Raw genomic sequence first — 17,648 nt, forward strand, 5'->3', positions numbered from 1 at the left:
TAATGAATGGCGGACAAATAGGTAACGTAGATTTAGTCAAACAACTCAACAGCGCAGCAGTGTACCGATTGATCGACCTACAAGGTCCGATATCTCGTATTCAAGTTGCCGATGTGAGCCAACTTGCTCCAGCAAGTGTTACAAAAATAACCCGCCAACTTCTAGAACGCGGCCTCATTAAAGAGGTCGCACAACAAGCCTCTACTGGCGGACGTAGAGCCATCTCCTTAACAACCGAAGTCGCCCCTTTTCACTCTGTCGCCGTACGTTTAGGCCGAGATTACATTCAGCTCAGCCTGTATAATTTAGGGGGTAAAGAACTCGCGTCGGACTATCACGAGTTTCACTATTCTCACCAAACACAATTAATTGAGGGGCTCCTTTTCCACCTCAATACCTTTATCAAACAACAGCAAGAGCGAATCGAACAGTTCATTGCCATTGGTATTGCCCTACCCGGCTTAGTCAACCCAGAAACGGGTGTCGTAGAATACATGCCCAACATTGCTATTGATGCACTCGCTTTAGGTGACATCATTCGTGATAATTTTCATGTTGAATGTTTTGTTGGCAACGATGTGCGCGGTATGGCGCTTGCCGAACATTATTTTGGTGCCAGCAAAGACTGTCAAGACTCTATCCTAGTCAGCGTTCACCGAGGAACTGGGGCTGGCATTATCGTCAATGGTCAAGTATTCCTAGGCTATAACCGTAACGTAGGTGAAATTGGTCATATTCAAATCGACCCACTCGGCGAACAGTGTCAATGCGGAAATTTCGGCTGTTTAGAAACGGTAGCCGCAAACCCGGCTATTATATCTCGTGTTAAAAAACTGATTGCTCAGGGCTATGAATCTAGCCTAGCGAATATAGAGAGCATTACCATCAATGATGTATGTGAGCACGCCAATCTCGGTGATGAGCTAGCAAAACAGAGCTTAATTCGAGTGGGTAATCAACTCGGTAAAGCCATTGCGATGACCATTAACTTGTTCAACCCACAAAAAGTGGTAATTGCAGGTCAAATTACAGCCGCTCAAGAGATCGTATTCCCCGCGATTCAACGAAATGTAGAGAATCAATCACTCAAAACTTTCCACACCAATTTACCCATAGTCGCGTCGCAGATTGATAAACAACCAACCATAGGTGCATTTGCTATGATTAAACGGGCAATGTTAAATGGTGTTTTACTTCAAAAATTACTTGGCGATTAAGCAACCGATTGAATTATAATAAAAGGCTGTGTCGTCATGACACAGCCTTTTTTACAACCAAAACATTATTTTTAAACCAAAGCATTACTAAAGGAATTTATGGAACTTATCCTAATTTCAACGGCTTTTTTCGCAGGGTTTATTGCCTTGAAATGCAATTTACCTCCGTTGGTTGGCTTTTTAGTTGCTGGGTTTGGCCTTAATGCTGCTGGCTACCACAGCAGCGATACCATTCTGACCCTAGCCGATCTAGGGGTTACCTTATTGCTGTTCACAATTGGACTTAAGCTAGAGATTAAAACCTTATTTGCGAGAGAGATTTGGGCTGGTGCCACGGTTCATAACCTCCTTTCGACAGGGATTTTCAGCATTGCTTTATTGATATTCAAATATTTAGGGGTTAGCTCTCTGGCCTCGATGTCAATTGAACAATTAGTTCTGCTTGGTTTTGCTTTGTCATTCTCCAGTACTGTTTTTGCGGTGAAATCACTGCAAGAGAAAGGAGAAATGAACGCGACATACGCCACTATCGCCATCGGTATTCTTGTGATGCAAGATATCTTTGCTGTCATATTTTTAACCGTCTCGACAGGAAAACTTCCTCATTGGTACGCTGCCACTTTATTGATCCTACCCTTTATGCGGCCACTATTTTACAAACTGCTCGACTGGGTTGGTCACGGTGAAATGCTTGTTCTGTTTGGTATATTTTTTGCCTTAGTGGTCGGAGCAGGATCATTTGAATTGGTTGGGATGAAACCCGATCTTGGTGCTCTGATTTTAGGCATGCTGCTAGCAGGCCATCGCAAAGCATCTGAGCTGTCAAAATCACTCTTTAATCTAAAAGAGCTGTTTCTCGTCTGCTTTTTCCTCAATATTGGACTATCAGAACAGCCCACAATGACTGGGTTTGCGCTCGCATTGTTGCTCTTACTGCTGCTTCCCATCAAAGGTATCCTCTATTTTTGGGTACTCAACCGCTTTAAATTCCGAGTGAGAACCTCACTGTTAGCCACCTTGTCTTTATTCAATTTCAGTGAATTCGGGCTGATTGTGGGAGGACTTGCTTTCAAAATGGGATGGATGTCGGGTGATATATTGGTCGCACTGGCCATTGCGGTATCCATTTCATTTGTAATCGCAGCCCCAATAAGCCGTAAAGGCCATGAACTCTATCAACATTCACGGCAATGGCTCAAAGAACATGCCGCTGAAAAACTCAACACCAAAGATCAATTAATTAATCCAGGTCATGCTCAGGTACTCATATTAGGGATGGGCCGCATCGGTACCGGTGCATATGATGAGTTGCGCTCTCGTTATGGCAAAATAAGTTTAGGCATAGAAGTCCGAGAAGAGGTTGCTCATGATCACCGCTCACAAGGGCGCAATGTTATTGCTGGTGATGCAACCGACCCTGATTTTTGGGAGCGTATTCTAGACACTGGTAATGTAAAACTCGTACTACTTGCTATGCCGCATCATCAGGGTAACCAAATCGCACTATCGCAGTTACAACACCGTAATTTTAAAGGACAAATCGCAGCCATCGCCGAATACCCAGACCAATTGGAATCACTATTGGAAAGTGGTGTTGATGCAGCATTCAACATCTATAGCGAAGCGGGTAGCGGTTTTGCCCGTCACGTATGTAAACAACTCCAACCTAATTTTACTAAACCGTAATAATGTCTAGGTAAGCCATCGCAATTTTTAGGTAAAACATTGTCATTGCTATGCCCAACTCAATACGGCCCCAGAGCTTAGTTGGGCATAATTTACCCACCATCGCTCAAAAATAGAAAACAAATAGAAAAAATTCATATAAAGTGAGCATTATTTAAATTACATTCACCAAGATACGTCTTATGTGATATTAACGACACCATATGGTTGCTTTTTTTAACCAGAATGGCAAATTAGGTCCAACAGATTAAAAATCATCAAAAGGAAGTTGTATGTGTTCTATATTTGGCATTCTTGATATTAAAAGTGATGCAACAGCGTTACGCCCAATAGCGCTAGAGATGTCTAAAAAAATGCGGCACCGCGGCCCTGACTGGTCTGGCATCTATGCTTCAGAAAAAGCAATCTTGGCTCATGAGCGCCTTTCTATTGTCGGTTTAAACAGCGGCGCACAACCACTTTACAGCCCAAATAAAAAGCACATATTAGCGGTCAATGGTGAGATTTATAACCACAAAGAAATTCGTGCTCGTTACCAAGGCAAATACGATTTTCAAACCGACTCTGACTGCGAAGTGATATTAGCGCTTTATGCAGACATGGGTGCCGCGCTACTTGAAGAACTCAACGGCATCTTTGCCTTTGTGCTCTATGATGAAGAAAAAGATGAGTACCTCATCGGGCGTGACCATATTGGTATCATTCCTCTTTACCAAGGCCATGACGAACACGGTAACTACTACATTGCATCCGAAATGAAAGCTTTGGTAAGCATTTGCAAAACTATCAGTGAATTTCCTCCTGGTAGTTACTACAGCTCGAAAGAGGCAGGCGCACAGCGCTACTATATTCGAGATTGGAATGAATATGCGGCAGTCCAAGGCAATAGCAGCAGTAAAGAAGAGCTAAAACAAGCATTAGAAGCGGCCGTTAAGCGCCAACTGATGACAGATGTACCTTACGGTGTTTTGCTTTCTGGAGGATTGGACTCTTCAATTACGTCAGCCATTGCGAAACGTTACGCCGCAATGCGAATTGAAGATGATGAACAATCAGAAGCATGGTGGCCACAGCTTCACTCTTTTGCGGTGGGTTTAGACGGTGCTCCAGACCTTAAAGCGGCTCGTGAAGTGGCTGAAAAAATTGGCACTGTACACCACGAAATGACTTATACCATCCAAGAGGGTTTAGATGCTATTCGTGATGTTATTTACCATATTGAAACGTATGACGTGACGACAATTCGAGCCTCTACTCCGATGTATTTGATGGGGCGGAAAATCAAAGCTATGGGTATCAAAATGGTACTTTCCGGCGAAGGAGCGGATGAGATCTTCGGTGGTTACTTATACTTCCACAAAGCACCAAACGCGCAAGAATTCCACGAAGAAACTGTGCGTAAACTGCTGGCGTTGAACTTGTTTGACTGTGCTCGCGCTAATAAATCTTTAGCGGCTTGGGGAGTGGAAGGACGCGTTCCTTTCCTAGACAAAGAGTTTATTGATGTTGCAATGAGGCTTAACCCTGCTGACAAAATGTGTGGCAATGGCAAGATGGAAAAACACATTCTACGTGAGTGCTTTGAAGATTATCTGCCAGCCTCGATTGCTTGGCGTCAAAAAGAGCAATTTTCCGATGGTGTGGGCTATAGCTGGATTGACACACTAAAGAGTGTTGCTGAAGAAAAAGTTACCGATCAACAGATGGAAACAGCAAAATACCGCTTCCCATATAATACTCCAGCGACAAAAGAAGGGTATGTTTACCGCGAGATCTTCGAAGAGCTGTTCCCGTTAGAGTCTGCTGCACAATGCGTTCCTGGAGGTCCTTCTGTAGCTTGTTCTTCCGCCAAAGCAATTGAGTGGGATGAATCCTTTAAAAATTGTATTGACCCGTCAGGCCGAGCTGTCAAAGCGGTGCATAATGAAGCGTACTAACCAAAACGCTGGCTAATAAAGTAAATAAAAGGCGCAAAATGCGCCTTTTATTTGTCTAAAGAGCTTACCGTAGAGAGTCAATCACGAATCTAATTCTAAATGCTTATTATCAATGCTCATCGGTATCACTTGGCTGATCATTTTAACCAGCATAATCGATCGAGTCTCACCATCGGGCTCTTGGTAAATGGCATCAATTCCTGAGAACTGCCCACCCTTAAGTCGAACTACCTGCCCTTTTTCTGGAATATTGAACGATGCTACCGGTAATTTCAACTGGTCGAGTAACTTCAATTCCTCGATCAAATCACTGTCCAACTCCTTCGGATGTGAACCAAATCGGATGAAATCAACCACACCGCGAGTGGATCGCACACTGGTAAAGGTTGGGCCAATTTCAAAATCAAAGTAAATGAACATATAGGAGGGAAAAAGTGGCTCTTTGACAACTTGCCGCTTACCCCGAAGAATTCTCTCTAGTTCAATTTCTGGGTAGAAACATTCGACACCTTGGTTTTCAAGGTGTGCTTTAGCACGCCTCTGATCGCCACGTTTACAATACAACAAATACCAACGTTTCATTTTATTCCTAGCTACTGCTTTTCTTTTTCTTGAATCCTAACACCATCCTCCTCCTCAATAAACGGCTAATAAACTGAACACAAAAATAAACCCTTAATGTCCGAACAAGGCAAATTCAAATAATCAGTAATGAAAGATAAGTTTTCATAACGCAACAAAACTTTGAGTATTGATAGACATGCATTTCAAAAACAATGAGTTAGTTAATAATGCCAGAATAAAATACTGATTTTACTCATTGCGATACGCTAAAAGCCCATGTATATCTAAAGCACAATTTTTCTCATCTCAAATACTAATAATTCTTATGACAAACCAACATCAATACTTTGGGCACCCAAGGGGCTAATGCCGATCAGTTAAGGCCAAAGGGATCGGTTGAACGATCCTTCAGAGCTGTCAAAATCCAAGTGTATTTAATGCACTTGGATTTTTTTATGGATGTTTCCCAAGCTCTAAACATAATTAATGATTGGAAACCTAGCAACGTTGAGACTTTGTCTGACTTACTTCCAATTGACCTCATCAACGAAGCTTATTCTCTTACTGATACCGTCACGATGAGAAAGAGGAAATTAACTCTAGAATCCATGGTTTGGTTACTTGTTGGAATGGCTATCTATAACAATAAATCCATGAAAGACTTAGTTAACCAGCTTGATATTGTCGATCGTACGGGTAAAGCTTTTGTCGCACCGAGTGCGTTGACTCAACGTCGAAAGACGTTGGGTGAAGGCGCAATTAAAGCGGTCTTTGAGCAAATGACGACTTCATGGTTAAAAAGTGCAAAGTTACCCCAGTGGAATGGATTAACGCTTCTTGGCGTCGATGGAGTGGTTTGGCGCACGCCCGATAACCCGCAAAATGAAAATGCATTTTCTCGACAAAAAGGGACACAATATCCGCAAGTGAGAATGGTCTGCCAAATGGAACTAAGCAGTCATATTATCACGGCCAGTGCTTTTGATAACTACAATACAAACGAAATGGTATTAGCTGAAAAACTGATAGAAACAACACCGAATCATAGCGTGACAATGTTCGATAAGGGGTTCTATTCTTTAGGCTTATTACATAAATGGCAAGACTCTGGCTCAGAGCGCCATTGGCTTATTCCCCTCAAGAAAAATACACAATATGACATTGTTCAATCTTTAGGGCGAAATGACAAACTTGTTCAATTACACAGTAATCCAAGAGCTAGAAAGCGATGGTCTGATTTACCAAAGTCGATAACCGCTCGACTTGTCACTCGTAAAATTAAAGGAAAAGACTACCAAGTATTAACTTCTATGACAGATCCGCTGCGTTACCCATCAAAAGATATTACTGGTCTTTATGAGCATCGTTGGGAGATAGAGCTAGGCTACCGAGAGCAAAAACAATACATGCTTGGAAACCGTCTCACGCTGCGAAGTCGTTTGCCAGAGTTGGTAAAGCAGGAGTTATGGGGCATCTTACTTACTTACAATTTAATTCGATATCAGATGGTAGAGCTCTGCTTCAATTTAAAGGGAAACTACCTTCCTTATCAACTGAGTTTTAACGGCACATTAGCTCATGTATCTGCGTTACTTGTAGGCTTACCTTACTCAACACCAGGAGCAATACCTCGTCAGTTAAAGGGTTTTCACAACATGGCTGAAAGCTTAATACTTGAAGGGCGAAGGGAAAGAACATTCCCTAGAACAGTTAAGCCTAGACCACAACGGTATGCTAAGAACAAAAATGCCGTTCACTCTTAAGTGAACGGCATTACACCCAAGGGGCCTATTTTTACTTTTTGGCACAGAGCTATGGGAGCGTTTTTCGTATTATGCGATGCGCGCCATTTTGGTACTTTATCTTACAGACGCAACGATGAATGGCGGTCTAGGTTGGTCGACTAAAGATGCACTCGATCTTTACGGCACCTATACAGGCCTAGTCTACATCACACCGCTTATTGGTGGTTACCTTGCAGACAACTATCTTGGGCAACGACGTTCCATTTTATTGGGTGGAGCGTTAATGGCCATTGGCCAATTTACGCTAGCACTGCCTGCAGATGTGCTAGGCATTGGCTCTCTACACACTTTCTATTTAGGCCTTGCACTGCTTATCTGTGGTAACGGTCTATTTAAGCCCAATATCTCAACAATGGTTGGTGACCTATATAATGAAGGTGATAACCGTCGTGATGGCGCGTTCACCATCTTCTACATGGGGATCAATTTAGGTGCGCTACTTGCTGGTGTGATCTCTGGTTCAGTTACTAACTCATTTGGTTGGAAAGCCGGTTTTGTGGCTGCTGGTATTGGTATGCTGATCAGCCTTGTGATGCAAATGGCAATGGCTCAATCATGGCTTGGTAATATTGGCCGCGAACCAGCAGCTAAGCGCGATCTAAAACTGAAAAAATCAGCAAATAAAGAACCACTAACGAAAGCAGAAGTAGATCGTATCAAAGTTATTCTTGTGATGAGTTTGTTTACTATTGTTTTCTGGGCGGGTTTCGAACAAGCTGGTGGTTTAATGAACATTTACACGCAGCAATACACTGATCGTATGATGGGTGGTTTTGAGATACCTGCGGCTTGGTTCCAATCGTTAAATCCATTTTTCATTATTACTCTTGCCCCTGTATTAGCCGTATTATGGGTAAAATTAGGTAAGCGTGAACCAAACTCGCCAATGAAGTTTGCATTAGCGATGTTCTTCCTAGCCCTAGGCTTCCTATGTATGGTTGGTGCGGTTATGGAGCAAGGTGGTGACACTACCGTAAAAACATCAATGCTATGGCTTGTCGGTGCTTTCTTCTTTCATACCTTGGGTGAACTGTGTCTATCACCAATTGGTCTATCGCTTGTCACTAAACTAGCCCCACTACGCCTTGCTTCATTAATGATGGGAGCATGGTTCGGTTGTAACGCAATCGCGAATTATGTAGCAGGCCATGTAGGTTCTCATGTGGGAGAGCTTGGTGCGATGGCTATCTTCAGCGGTATTGCAGTAACAGCAACCATTGGCGGCGTCATTTTACTGTTGTGCTCTAACACACTCGTTCGTTGGATGCACGGTGCAGAAAGAACCACAAGCTACGCTGAAGAAATTGAAGAGCAACAAGCTCAGTTAGTTTAGCTTCAAATACACCTAGTAGTAATTCAAGAATAATAATGACAAACGGTCACGTTATAGTGACCGTTTTTGTACTAGAAAAGAATTCAACTCATCAGCGCTTAACTAAGGAAGCCATCATTTCTATATGCATTGCCGAATCATTTAGGCACTCAATGCAGGTAAACAATTCTCCACCAGCGTGAATAAAAGTTTCTTTACCTTGCTCAGCTATCTCTTCTAGGGTTTCTAAACAATCCACCGAGAAGGCGGGTGTGATGATATCCAACTTTTTAATACCGCGGCTTGGCAGAGCCTCTAATGTTTTATCCGTATAAGGCTGTAGCCACTCTTCACGTCCAAAAATAGACTGATAGGTCATGCCGATTTGGTCAGCATTCAAACCAAGTTCTTGTGCCAAAAGTTCTGTGGTTTTTTGGCAGTGCTGTGGGTAGATATCACCGTTATCGGCGTATCGCTTAGGGATACCGTGGTAGGAACAAAGCAAATAGTCACCTTGCCCGTTACGTTGCCAAGAGTCACGGACTTTACTCGCCAAAGATCGTATATAAGCAGGGTGATTATGATAATCACGAATAAAACGTAAATTGGGCGTCACAGGGATACGTTTCATCGCTTTGGCAAGGCCATCAAACACGGCAGCCGTAGTAGTACCAGAATATTGAGGGTACAGAGGCAGCACTACAATCTCTTCAACACCACGCTCCAATAATGTGTTGATACCCTCTAAAAGGCTTGGTGAACCATAGGTCATACCAAGTTCCACTGGTGTACCGAGATACTGTTCTAACGCTTGCACTTGGCGTTTAGAGTACACCATCAAAGGAGAGCCTTCTTCCATCCAAACAGATTGATATAACTTAGCAACCTTGGGAGCTCGCAGCGGAAGAATCACACCATGTAATAATGGACACCAGATCCAACGATTCATATCAACCACACGCTGGTCATGTAAAAATTGGCTTAAAAATCGTTTTACTGCCGATGCCGTCGGTTCACTCGGCGTTCCCAAGTTAACCAATAGCACACCCTGTTTTTGATTATTTTGCATTACTTCCATTCATCCATTTCATTGTTAATTATTGAGTACGAATTCGCGGCAGGAAAGTTCATAAAAAAAGCGACCTTTAGGTCGCTTCCACTATAACAAAGTTAACAAGCCTATACTGAGCCAATTATGCTAATGCTTTCTCAATATCAGCGCTAACTTGAGCAACTGGCTTAGTGCCATCAAATTTTAGGTATTTCGTATTACCCATTTGTGCTTCTTTACCGTAGTAAGTGATCAGTGGCGCTGTTTGCTCGTGGTAAACACCTAAACGAGCACGAACGGTTTCTTCTTTGTCATCATCACGAACGACAAGATCTTCACCTGTTACGTCATCTTTACCTTCCACTTTTGGCGGGTTGTAAATGGCGTGGTAGGTACGACCAGAAGCCAAGTGAGCACGACGTCCCGCCATACGCTCAACAATAACGTCATCGGCAACATCAAACTCAATCACATAGTCAACATTAATACCCATTGCTTTTAAGCCATCAGCTTGAGGAATCGTGCGAGGAAAACCATCGAGTAAAAAGCCCTTTTCACAATCGGCTTGGGTGATGCGTTCTTTGATTAAGCCAAGGATGATTTCATCAGAAACAAGTTGACCAGCATCAATCACTGATTTCGCTTTTTTGCCAAGTTCAGTACCTGCTTTAATCGCAGCACGTAACATATCACCAGTAGAGATTTGTGGAATACCGTACTTCTCCATGATGAATTGAGCTTGAGTGCCTTTACCTGCACCGGGAGCACCTAGAAGAATGATGCGCATGTTTAATCCTCTTTAGAAAATTATGATTTATACCGAAGCTCACAACCAGATGAGACTTAAAACCAACGGTAAGTTTCGGTATAACGGTAATGAGATGAGTGAATAATAATTCGGCGAGCAACATACACAGCTTACCGATCGCATTCAAGCGATGCATTCTAACATACAAATTTAAGCGACTAACCAGATTAAGACTAAAGAATATAATCTTGGCCGGATGTTCGCTGCAAGTTTGCCTAAAATATCGCTCGTTCTCAGCAGAGAATCGCTATTCAAAGCAAAAAGCTCGCAGTTGCGAGCTTTTGGTTAGCCAGTTAGCTATTCAACCTTAGTCAAAAGCTGATTAATTGCGGTTAAGAATTGTGACGGATCTTCCATCGAACCACGCTCAGCGAGCGTCGCTTGACCTAATAAAACTTCAACCCAGCGACCAAATACTTGCTCATCCGCTTCATCGGCCATCCGTTTCACTAACGCATGTTCAGGGTTAAGTTCCAAAATATACTTCACCTCTGGTACCGGTTGACCAGCCGCAGCAAGCAATTTTGCCATCTGCGTACCCATCTCATAATCGTCGGTCACAACAACCGCTGGAGTACTTGCCAGTTTAAAGGTAGTTCGAACCTCTTTGACACGATCGCCAAGGTACTGCTTCGTACGTTCAACTACCGATTTAAACTCTTCTTCAGTCTCTTTATGCTTCTCTTTTTCCGCTTCATCTTCGAACTGGCTCAGATCTAGCCCTGCTTTGGTGATGGATTGGAACATTTTTCCATCAAACTCAGTGAGGTAGTTCATCAACCACTCATCAATGCGATCAAACATTAAAATAACTTCGATACCTTTGGCTTTAAACTGCTCTAGGTGTGGGCTATTTTTGGCCGCTGCATAGCTATCGGCGGTGAGGTAGTAGATTTTATCCTGCCCCTCTTTCATCCGTTCAACATAAGCCGCTAAACTAACCGTTTGCTCTGCTGAGTCAACCTCGGTCGAGGCGAAGCGCAATAGGCTGGCGATCTTCTCTTTATTAGCAAAATCTTCTGCAGGCCCCTCTTTGAGTACCAAACCAAACTCTTTCCAGAAGGTTTGATATTTATCAGCATCATTGCTCGCCATACGTTCAAGCATGGTCAATACACGCTTGGTACAAGCATTACGCAATGATTGAGTCACCTTGTTATCTTGTAAAATCTCGCGTGAAACATTAAGCGGTAAATCGTTTGAGTCGATTAAGCCACGTACAAAGCGCAAGTAGGACGGCATAAATTGCGCAGCATCATCCATGATAAATACACGCTGAACATAAAGTTTCAAGCCTGATTTATGATCACGATTCATCATATCCCAAGGTGCTTTCGCTGGAATATAAAGTAGGCTGGTATAATCGTTTTTACCTTCTACACGGTTATGGCTCCACACCAGTGGGTCAGCATAATCATGGGAAACATGTTTATAGAACTCTTGATACTCTTCATCACTGATTTCTGACTTAGAACGCGTCCACAACGCCTGTGCTTTGTTGATTTGTTCCCACTGGATCTCTTCAGTCTCATTACCTTCGTCATCACGAACCTTGGTTTGGATAGAAACTGGAATTCCAATGTGGTCTGAATATTTAGAAATCACATCACGCAGACGCCATTCAGAAAGGAACTCTTTGCCTTCCTCTCGCATGTGCAAAATGATATCGGTTCCACGAGACTCTTTATTAATGCTTTCGACTGTATATTCACCTTCACCTTGTGAATACCATTGAACCGCTTCGTTAGCGGGTAAACCCGCAGCGCGAGTTCTTACAGTGACCGCATCAGCGACGATGAAGGCCGAGTAAAAACCCACCCCAAACTGACCGATAAGCTGAGAGTCTTTAGATTGATCTTGGGATAGTTTAGAGAAAAACTCCGCTGTGCCGGATTTTGCAATCGTACCGAGATGTTCAATGACATCTTCGCGGCTCATACCAATACCGTTATCTGAAATGGTCAGCGTATTCGCTTGGGTATCAAACGATAATTTAACGCCTAAGTTGGCATCACCTTGATATAAATCGGCATTAGACAACGCTTGAAAACGAAGTTTATCCGCAGCATCAGAGGCATTTGAAATTAATTCGCGGAGGAAGATCTCTTTATTGGAATAAAGAGAGTGAATCATAAGATGAAGTAACTGTTTGACTTCAGATTGAAAACCACGAGTTTCTTTATTGGTAGTAGCCGTTTCGCTCATACTAGCTCCATAACATCTGAGTTATTTTCATTCACACACAGAGTGTGCAACCAAGGATGATTTGCTAGTAAGATGAGGCTGGCAATTGTAAATTCAAGGTCAATAATCATAAAAACACTGTTTTTTTCATTTATTTTGATTATGCTTGCCGTAATTTTTATCAAAGAAAATAAAAACTAGCATAATGTTTCATCAATTGCTTCCCCAGCAGGCTAGGTTGATGGACGGTTAAACATGCCAACAATAAGAAGATTATCATGAGTAACATAGGCACAAAATTCATCCTTGCTAACCGATTCACGTTTGATCCCAATAGTAACTCTTTGCTTGAACAAGAAAACGAACAAGAGGCTGTTCGCCTTGGTAGTAACGAAAGTCGAATTCTACTTCTACTTTGTGAACGCCCAAATGAAGTCATTACACGCCATGAACTGCATGAGTTTGTGTGGCGTGAACAAGGTTTTGAAGTTGATGACTCAAGCTTAACTCAAGCGATTTCAACACTTCGTAAGATGTTGAAAGATCAAACTAAATCACCAGAATTCGTTAAAACCGTGCCAAAACGAGGTTATCAAATGATCGCCTCGGTGACTCGAGCAACCCCCTACTCACAAAAAAACACCACCAACGAGCCTGAAGAGGAACCGTTACTGGCCAGTGAGTCTATCCAAGACATTGACGCGGACACCACTTCGCAACCCGAAGAGACAACATCCCAAACCGTGACGACAGATCCACTCGCGAAAGTAAAAATAGGGAAAGAAAAGTTAACACTGCAAAGCAAATTGATGTTGGTTGTGGCTCTTTTCTTACCTATTCTGGCTCTCCTATTGACTAGCCCTGCACAATCAAAATTTAAACAGATTGCGGTTTATAACAACATAGTTGTGAATACGCCCATCAATCATCCAGACCTAAACAAATGGTTACCTTCTATTGAAAAATGCGTAAAAAAATACAATGAATCACATACTGGAGAACTGGCACCTAAGCAGGTGATTGCGACTGGTGGTCAAAATAATCAGCTCGTATTGAATTACATCCATAGCTCTGAGTTCTCGGGTGAAAATGTCACTTTACGAATTTTAGCTAACCAAGATGATTTGGCCAACGTGTGTAAATAAGGGCATAAATATGAATCCAAAAGTGGCAACCCTCATCTTAGCTATCTCTGCACTATTCAGTAGTTGGTTATACTGGGGCAGTGATTTAAAAATAGAACAAATCCTAACGGCGCAAGAATGGCAATCTAAAATGGTCACTGTGGTAAAACGCAGTCAACAGAATGATTCTGTTGGGCCAATCCGTCGGGTTGATGTCAATTCGAATGTGAAATATTTACCTAACGGTACTTATATTAGAATGTCAAATGTGAAGTTATTCGCCGTGGGTGGTGAAAGTGAAAGTTTCATTAATATCTCAGAAACCGGCACCTGGGATATCAGTGATAGCTACTTATTGATATCGCCTAGCGAATTTAAAAACATTAGTTCTAGTCAAAGTAAGGACTTTACCCCTGAGCAATTAGAACTGATTACTCAATTTTTCAAGATGGATGCTCAACAAAGTCGACGTATTGATGTCGTCAATGAAAAAACATTATTGCTCACCAGCCTAAGCCATGGTTCGACAGTGCTGTTTATCAATTAGCCATCGAGTAATCTGTAACTTCAATGAAGGGTCGAAAAGATCCTTTGTTGCGTATGGCCCTTACTTCTTCACAAAAGGTATACCATGGAAAAAGCCAATATTGAGATCTACTATTGCCGCCAATGTAATTGGATGCTTCGAGCCACTTGGCTAAGCCAAGAGTTACTGCATACTTTTAGTGAAGAAATTGAATCTGTGCGTCTCTACCCTGATACAGGGGGACGATTTGAAATCATGTGCAATGGACAACGTATTTGGGAACGTAAACATGATGGTGGTTTCCCTGAAGCAAAGGTTCTTAAGCAACGAGTCCGAGATATCATTGACCCAGAGCGAGATCTGGGTCATTCAGACAACAGGTAAATCAGATAGCGACGGGTTTAAGAACTAGTCGCTAAACGATATTGCGCCAGTCCTTGCCCCTCTAGCCCCATTACTTGAAATAATCCATCCGTATAAATAGCGTAGCTTGGGGGAAATTCATTACGTGGAAAGGTCGCGGACCCCGGGTTGACAATAATGACATCATCTTGACCTTGCGCCATCGGGATGTGCGAGTGGCCATGGATCAAAACATCACCTTTTTTTAATGGTGGCCTATTTTGAGCATTATATTGATGGCCATGCGTTAAGAAAAAACGAGTTCCTGACTCCAAAACTACCCAACAAAAATCCATCATCATCGGAAAGTCGAGCAGCATTTGGTCGACTTCGCTATCACAATTGCCTCTGACCGCCACAATATGCGGCGCCCATCGATTCAAGCACTCCGCCACTGCGGTCGGATTATACCCATCAGGTATAGGATTACGCGGACCATGATTTAAAAGGTCTCCTAGCAGTACTAAAGTGTCTGCACCTGACCGTTCAAATAGACTGAGTACTTTTTCAGTAGCAGGCAGTGAACCGTGTAAATCCGAAGCAAAAAACAACTTCATACTTTTATCTCCGTATTTTGGAGCTACAGATTGTACGAATTTCAGCACACTTCGTCATCTTTAGTTATGGATAAACATTGTCATTTATCACCACAAACAATTCACGTATGCTAAATAAGTTTCCTATATTAGGTTAGATGGCAAACAAGCATCGCCACTTAACCAACATGGCTATCGTTCTCATCACCACCATTTAGGTGATATCGCACAGACCAATGAGGTAGAAACATGAAAATACTATTAACGGGAGGGACTGGCTTTATCGGTAAAGAGCTGATGAAACAGATTTTCACGCACAATATCTACCTCCTCACGCGCGATATAGAGCGAGCTAAGCAGCAGCTCGCCCATGTAGACAAAGGTAGTATCACCTACCTGACCTCCCTAGCGAGTTTAAAAGACGCGAATCAATTTGACGCCATTATCAATCTTGCAGGAGAACCGATCGCCGACAAACGTTGGAGCAAACAGCAAAAAGCGATCATTTGCGCTAGTCGATGGGAAATAACAGAGCGGTTAGTTGAACTCATCCATGCCAGTACTGAACCACCCTCCGTTTTCATCAGTGGCTCGGCCGTCGGCTATTATGGTGACCAACAGTCTCATCCGTTTGATGAAACATTACATGTGCACCAACAAAGTTTTCCTCATCACGTTTGCGAAAAATGGGAGCGCATCGCACTCCAAGCGCAATCAGAAAAAACTCGAGTGTGCCTATTGCGTACGGGGATCGTGCTCGCTAGCGATGGTGGTGCTTTAAAGAAAATGCTGCCACCTTACCGTTTAGGCTTGGGCGGCCCTCTTGGTAAGGGTGAGCAGTATATGCCATGGATCCACTTATTAGATATGGCACGAGCGATAGCCTATTTATTAGACACGCCACATGCACAAGGTGCTTTTAACCTCTGTGCTCCACATCCCGTACCTAATAAGCATTTTAGCCAACTATTAGCGAAAACATTACGTCGACCACATATACTATTCACTCCCAAATGGGTTCTAAACCTTGCAATGGGTGAAGCGGCTGTTTTACTGTTTGACAGTATTAGAGCAAAACCTAAAAAGCTAACCGAGCTAGGATTTCACTTCCAGTTTTCACACCTAGAACCTGCGTTGAAAAATATATTACAACATCGTGCTTAACCAAAACTGGCCTATATTTTTTGTGCATAGCAAGGTATACGATAATGACAAAAGCGATACTTATCAGTGGATAAACCGACGGTTGCATAAAGTAGTACAACCAACTTAATTGTCATTAATTCGTAACATTCATGTGACATGATCCAACTCTGGATATCCCCGTTAATCCAATATAAAGCGTTACATGTGGTACGACGAATATGACATTACACCAATTAAATTGGCTCAGTGTCGGTGTTGCGCTGACACTATTTTTAATATTATAGACACCTTTGCTTGCCCTCTCTTTGAGAGATAAAAAACGCTACTTTAACGGTAGCGTTTTTCATTTGCCCTTGATATTCCAATTTTCACCCCTATTTCTAAGACTATAAACTTGATTATCGCAAGGAAAATATCATGCAATCACCTTACATCGTTGAGGTCAATCAGCACAACTTTCGAGAGGTGTTCGAACGCTCAGTTGAGACTCCTATTCTCTTTTATTTTTGGGCACCCATAAATCAAGAGAGCGTACAACTCATTTCTGAATTACAAAGCGTAGCGCAACAGCACAGTGGCGCATTCACATTGGCTCTTCTTAACTGCCAACAAGAACAGCAAGTGGCAGCACAATTTGGTGTTCAAACCCTGCCAACAATCGCTCTGTTTATTAATGGTCAAGCGGTCGACGGTTTAGCCGGTGCTCAGACCATAGAAACAGTGAATGCAATGTTAAGCAAACATTTGCCAAGCCACGATGAAGTTGCGCTACAGCAAGCCTTAACACTGATAGAGCAAACACAACATTCGCAAGCACTACCTTTGCTACTAAGTCTACCTGACGATATGAAAGCAAAAGCAGAGGTCAAACTGGCCCTCGCTGATGTGTTTCTGGAAACTCAGCAGTATGAAGCGGCAGAAACAGAACTGGAACACATCCCACTAGAGTATCAAGATGGTTACTACAAAGGCTTAATCGCCAAACTGGAGCTGCATAAGCAAGCCGCTGACAGCCCAGAGATTCAATCATTAGAAGAGATTTTTTCCGCTGAGCCAAACAACGCTCACATAGCAAGTGAGTTAGCGCTTCAATATCATCAAGTTAACCGTAATGAAGAAGCTCTCGAGCTGTTATGGTCATTTTTACAAAGCGACCTCAATTGCCTCGATGGCGGGCTCAAAAAAGTGTTTATGGACATCTTAAGTGCTCTTGGACAAGGAAATAGTGTGGCAAATCTCTATCGCAGAAAGCTGTATTCACTATTATATTAATAATATCAAGCAATTAAACTGGAAACGTTCTGCTTTGATTGTTTAAAAAACCAGTATCAAATCTCATTATTTCATTTG

14 protein-coding genes and 1 pseudogene are annotated in these 17,648 nt (G+C 42.6%); 10 read left to right on the forward strand and 5 right to left on the reverse strand.

Annotated elements, in window-relative coordinates; genetic code table 11:
- Positions 1-2 precede the first annotated feature (2 nt).
- The 3 genes from N5E84_RS08150 (at position 3) to asnB (ending at position 4,840) form a co-directional block, all read left to right on the forward strand.
- Positions 3-1,217, forward strand: coding sequence for an ROK family protein (locus tag N5E84_RS08150; RefSeq protein WP_026028126.1), 1,215 nt, complete (start codon positions 3-5; stop codon positions 1,215-1,217).
- 99 nt (positions 1,218-1,316) lie between these two features.
- The gene (locus N5E84_RS08155; protein WP_019282279.1) at positions 1,317-2,903 is read left to right on the forward strand and encodes a cation:proton antiporter family protein; all 1,587 of its coding nucleotides are present in this window, start codon (positions 1,317-1,319) and stop codon (positions 2,901-2,903) included.
- Positions 2,904-3,175: 272 nt separating this feature from the next.
- Complete coding sequence (gene asnB / locus N5E84_RS08160; RefSeq protein WP_017045499.1) at positions 3,176-4,840, forward strand: asparagine synthase B; 1,665 nt, start codon at positions 3,176-3,178, stop codon at positions 4,838-4,840.
- A gap of 81 nt (positions 4,841-4,921) precedes the next feature.
- Here asnB and rfaH read toward each other — a convergent pair whose 3' ends face one another.
- Complete coding sequence (gene rfaH / locus N5E84_RS08165) at positions 4,922-5,422, reverse strand: transcription/translation regulatory transformer protein RfaH (protein WP_013857303.1); 501 nt, start codon at positions 5,420-5,422, stop codon at positions 4,922-4,924.
- Between the two features lie 437 nt (positions 5,423-5,859).
- Here rfaH and N5E84_RS08170 point away from each other — a divergent pair, with 437 nt between their 5' ends.
- Entirely contained in the window at positions 5,860-7,167 is a 1,308-nt protein-coding gene (locus N5E84_RS08170) for an IS4-like element ISVa16 family transposase (protein WP_029388402.1), read from the forward strand.
- Positions 7,168-7,180: 13 nt separating this feature from the next.
- Positions 7,181-8,542 (forward strand): annotated as a pseudogene (locus N5E84_RS08175) (peptide MFS transporter); the annotation flags it as partial.
- Positions 8,543-8,633: 91 nt separating this feature from the next.
- Here the strand turns inward: N5E84_RS08175 and hemH are convergent.
- From hemH to htpG, 3 genes are all read right to left on the reverse strand, one after another.
- Entirely contained in the window at positions 8,634-9,599 is a 966-nt protein-coding gene (gene hemH / locus N5E84_RS08180) for a ferrochelatase (protein WP_019282243.1), read from the reverse strand.
- Between the two features lie 115 nt (positions 9,600-9,714).
- Positions 9,715-10,359, reverse strand: a complete 645-nt coding sequence (adk, locus tag N5E84_RS08185) for an adenylate kinase (protein WP_013857306.1) — start codon at positions 10,357-10,359, stop codon at positions 9,715-9,717.
- A 318-nt stretch (positions 10,360-10,677) separates the two neighbouring features.
- Complete coding sequence (gene htpG / locus N5E84_RS08190; RefSeq protein WP_019282244.1) at positions 10,678-12,585, reverse strand: molecular chaperone HtpG; 1,908 nt, start codon at positions 12,583-12,585, stop codon at positions 10,678-10,680.
- A gap of 257 nt (positions 12,586-12,842) precedes the next feature.
- Between htpG and N5E84_RS08195 the strand changes: the two genes are divergently transcribed.
- From N5E84_RS08195 to N5E84_RS08205, 3 genes are all read left to right on the forward strand, one after another.
- The gene (locus N5E84_RS08195; RefSeq protein ID WP_017045495.1) at positions 12,843-13,709 is read left to right on the forward strand and encodes a transcriptional regulator; all 867 of its coding nucleotides are present in this window, start codon (positions 12,843-12,845) and stop codon (positions 13,707-13,709) included.
- Between the two features lie 10 nt (positions 13,710-13,719).
- A complete protein-coding gene (locus tag N5E84_RS08200; protein WP_026027495.1) occupies positions 13,720-14,235 on the forward strand; it encodes a regulatory protein ToxS in 516 nt (171 codons plus the stop codon).
- A gap of 84 nt (positions 14,236-14,319) precedes the next feature.
- The gene (locus N5E84_RS08205; protein ID WP_017045494.1) at positions 14,320-14,598 is read left to right on the forward strand and encodes a SelT/SelW/SelH family protein; all 279 of its coding nucleotides are present in this window, start codon (positions 14,320-14,322) and stop codon (positions 14,596-14,598) included.
- Between the two features lie 17 nt (positions 14,599-14,615).
- Here the strand turns inward: N5E84_RS08205 and yfcE are convergent, their stop codons facing one another.
- The gene (yfcE, locus tag N5E84_RS08210) at positions 14,616-15,173 is read right to left on the reverse strand and encodes a phosphodiesterase (RefSeq protein WP_029388234.1); all 558 of its coding nucleotides are present in this window, start codon (positions 15,171-15,173) and stop codon (positions 14,616-14,618) included.
- Between the two features lie 228 nt (positions 15,174-15,401).
- On the opposite strand from yfcE, the gene N5E84_RS08215 reads away from it, so the two are divergent.
- Both N5E84_RS08215 and N5E84_RS08220 read left to right on the forward strand, forming a co-directional pair.
- Complete coding sequence (locus N5E84_RS08215; RefSeq protein ID WP_013857312.1) at positions 15,402-16,316, forward strand: TIGR01777 family oxidoreductase; 915 nt, start codon at positions 15,402-15,404, stop codon at positions 16,314-16,316.
- A 399-nt stretch (positions 16,317-16,715) separates the two neighbouring features.
- Positions 16,716-17,570: a thioredoxin family protein gene (locus N5E84_RS08220; RefSeq protein ID WP_069212223.1), complete on the forward strand. Its 855-nt coding sequence runs from the start codon at positions 16,716-16,718 to the stop codon at positions 17,568-17,570.
- Positions 17,571-17,648 lie beyond the last annotated feature (78 nt).

This window comes from Vibrio sp. J502 (assembly GCF_025397955.1).
Lineage (GTDB): Bacteria > Pseudomonadota > Gammaproteobacteria > Enterobacterales > Vibrionaceae > Vibrio > Vibrio anguillarum.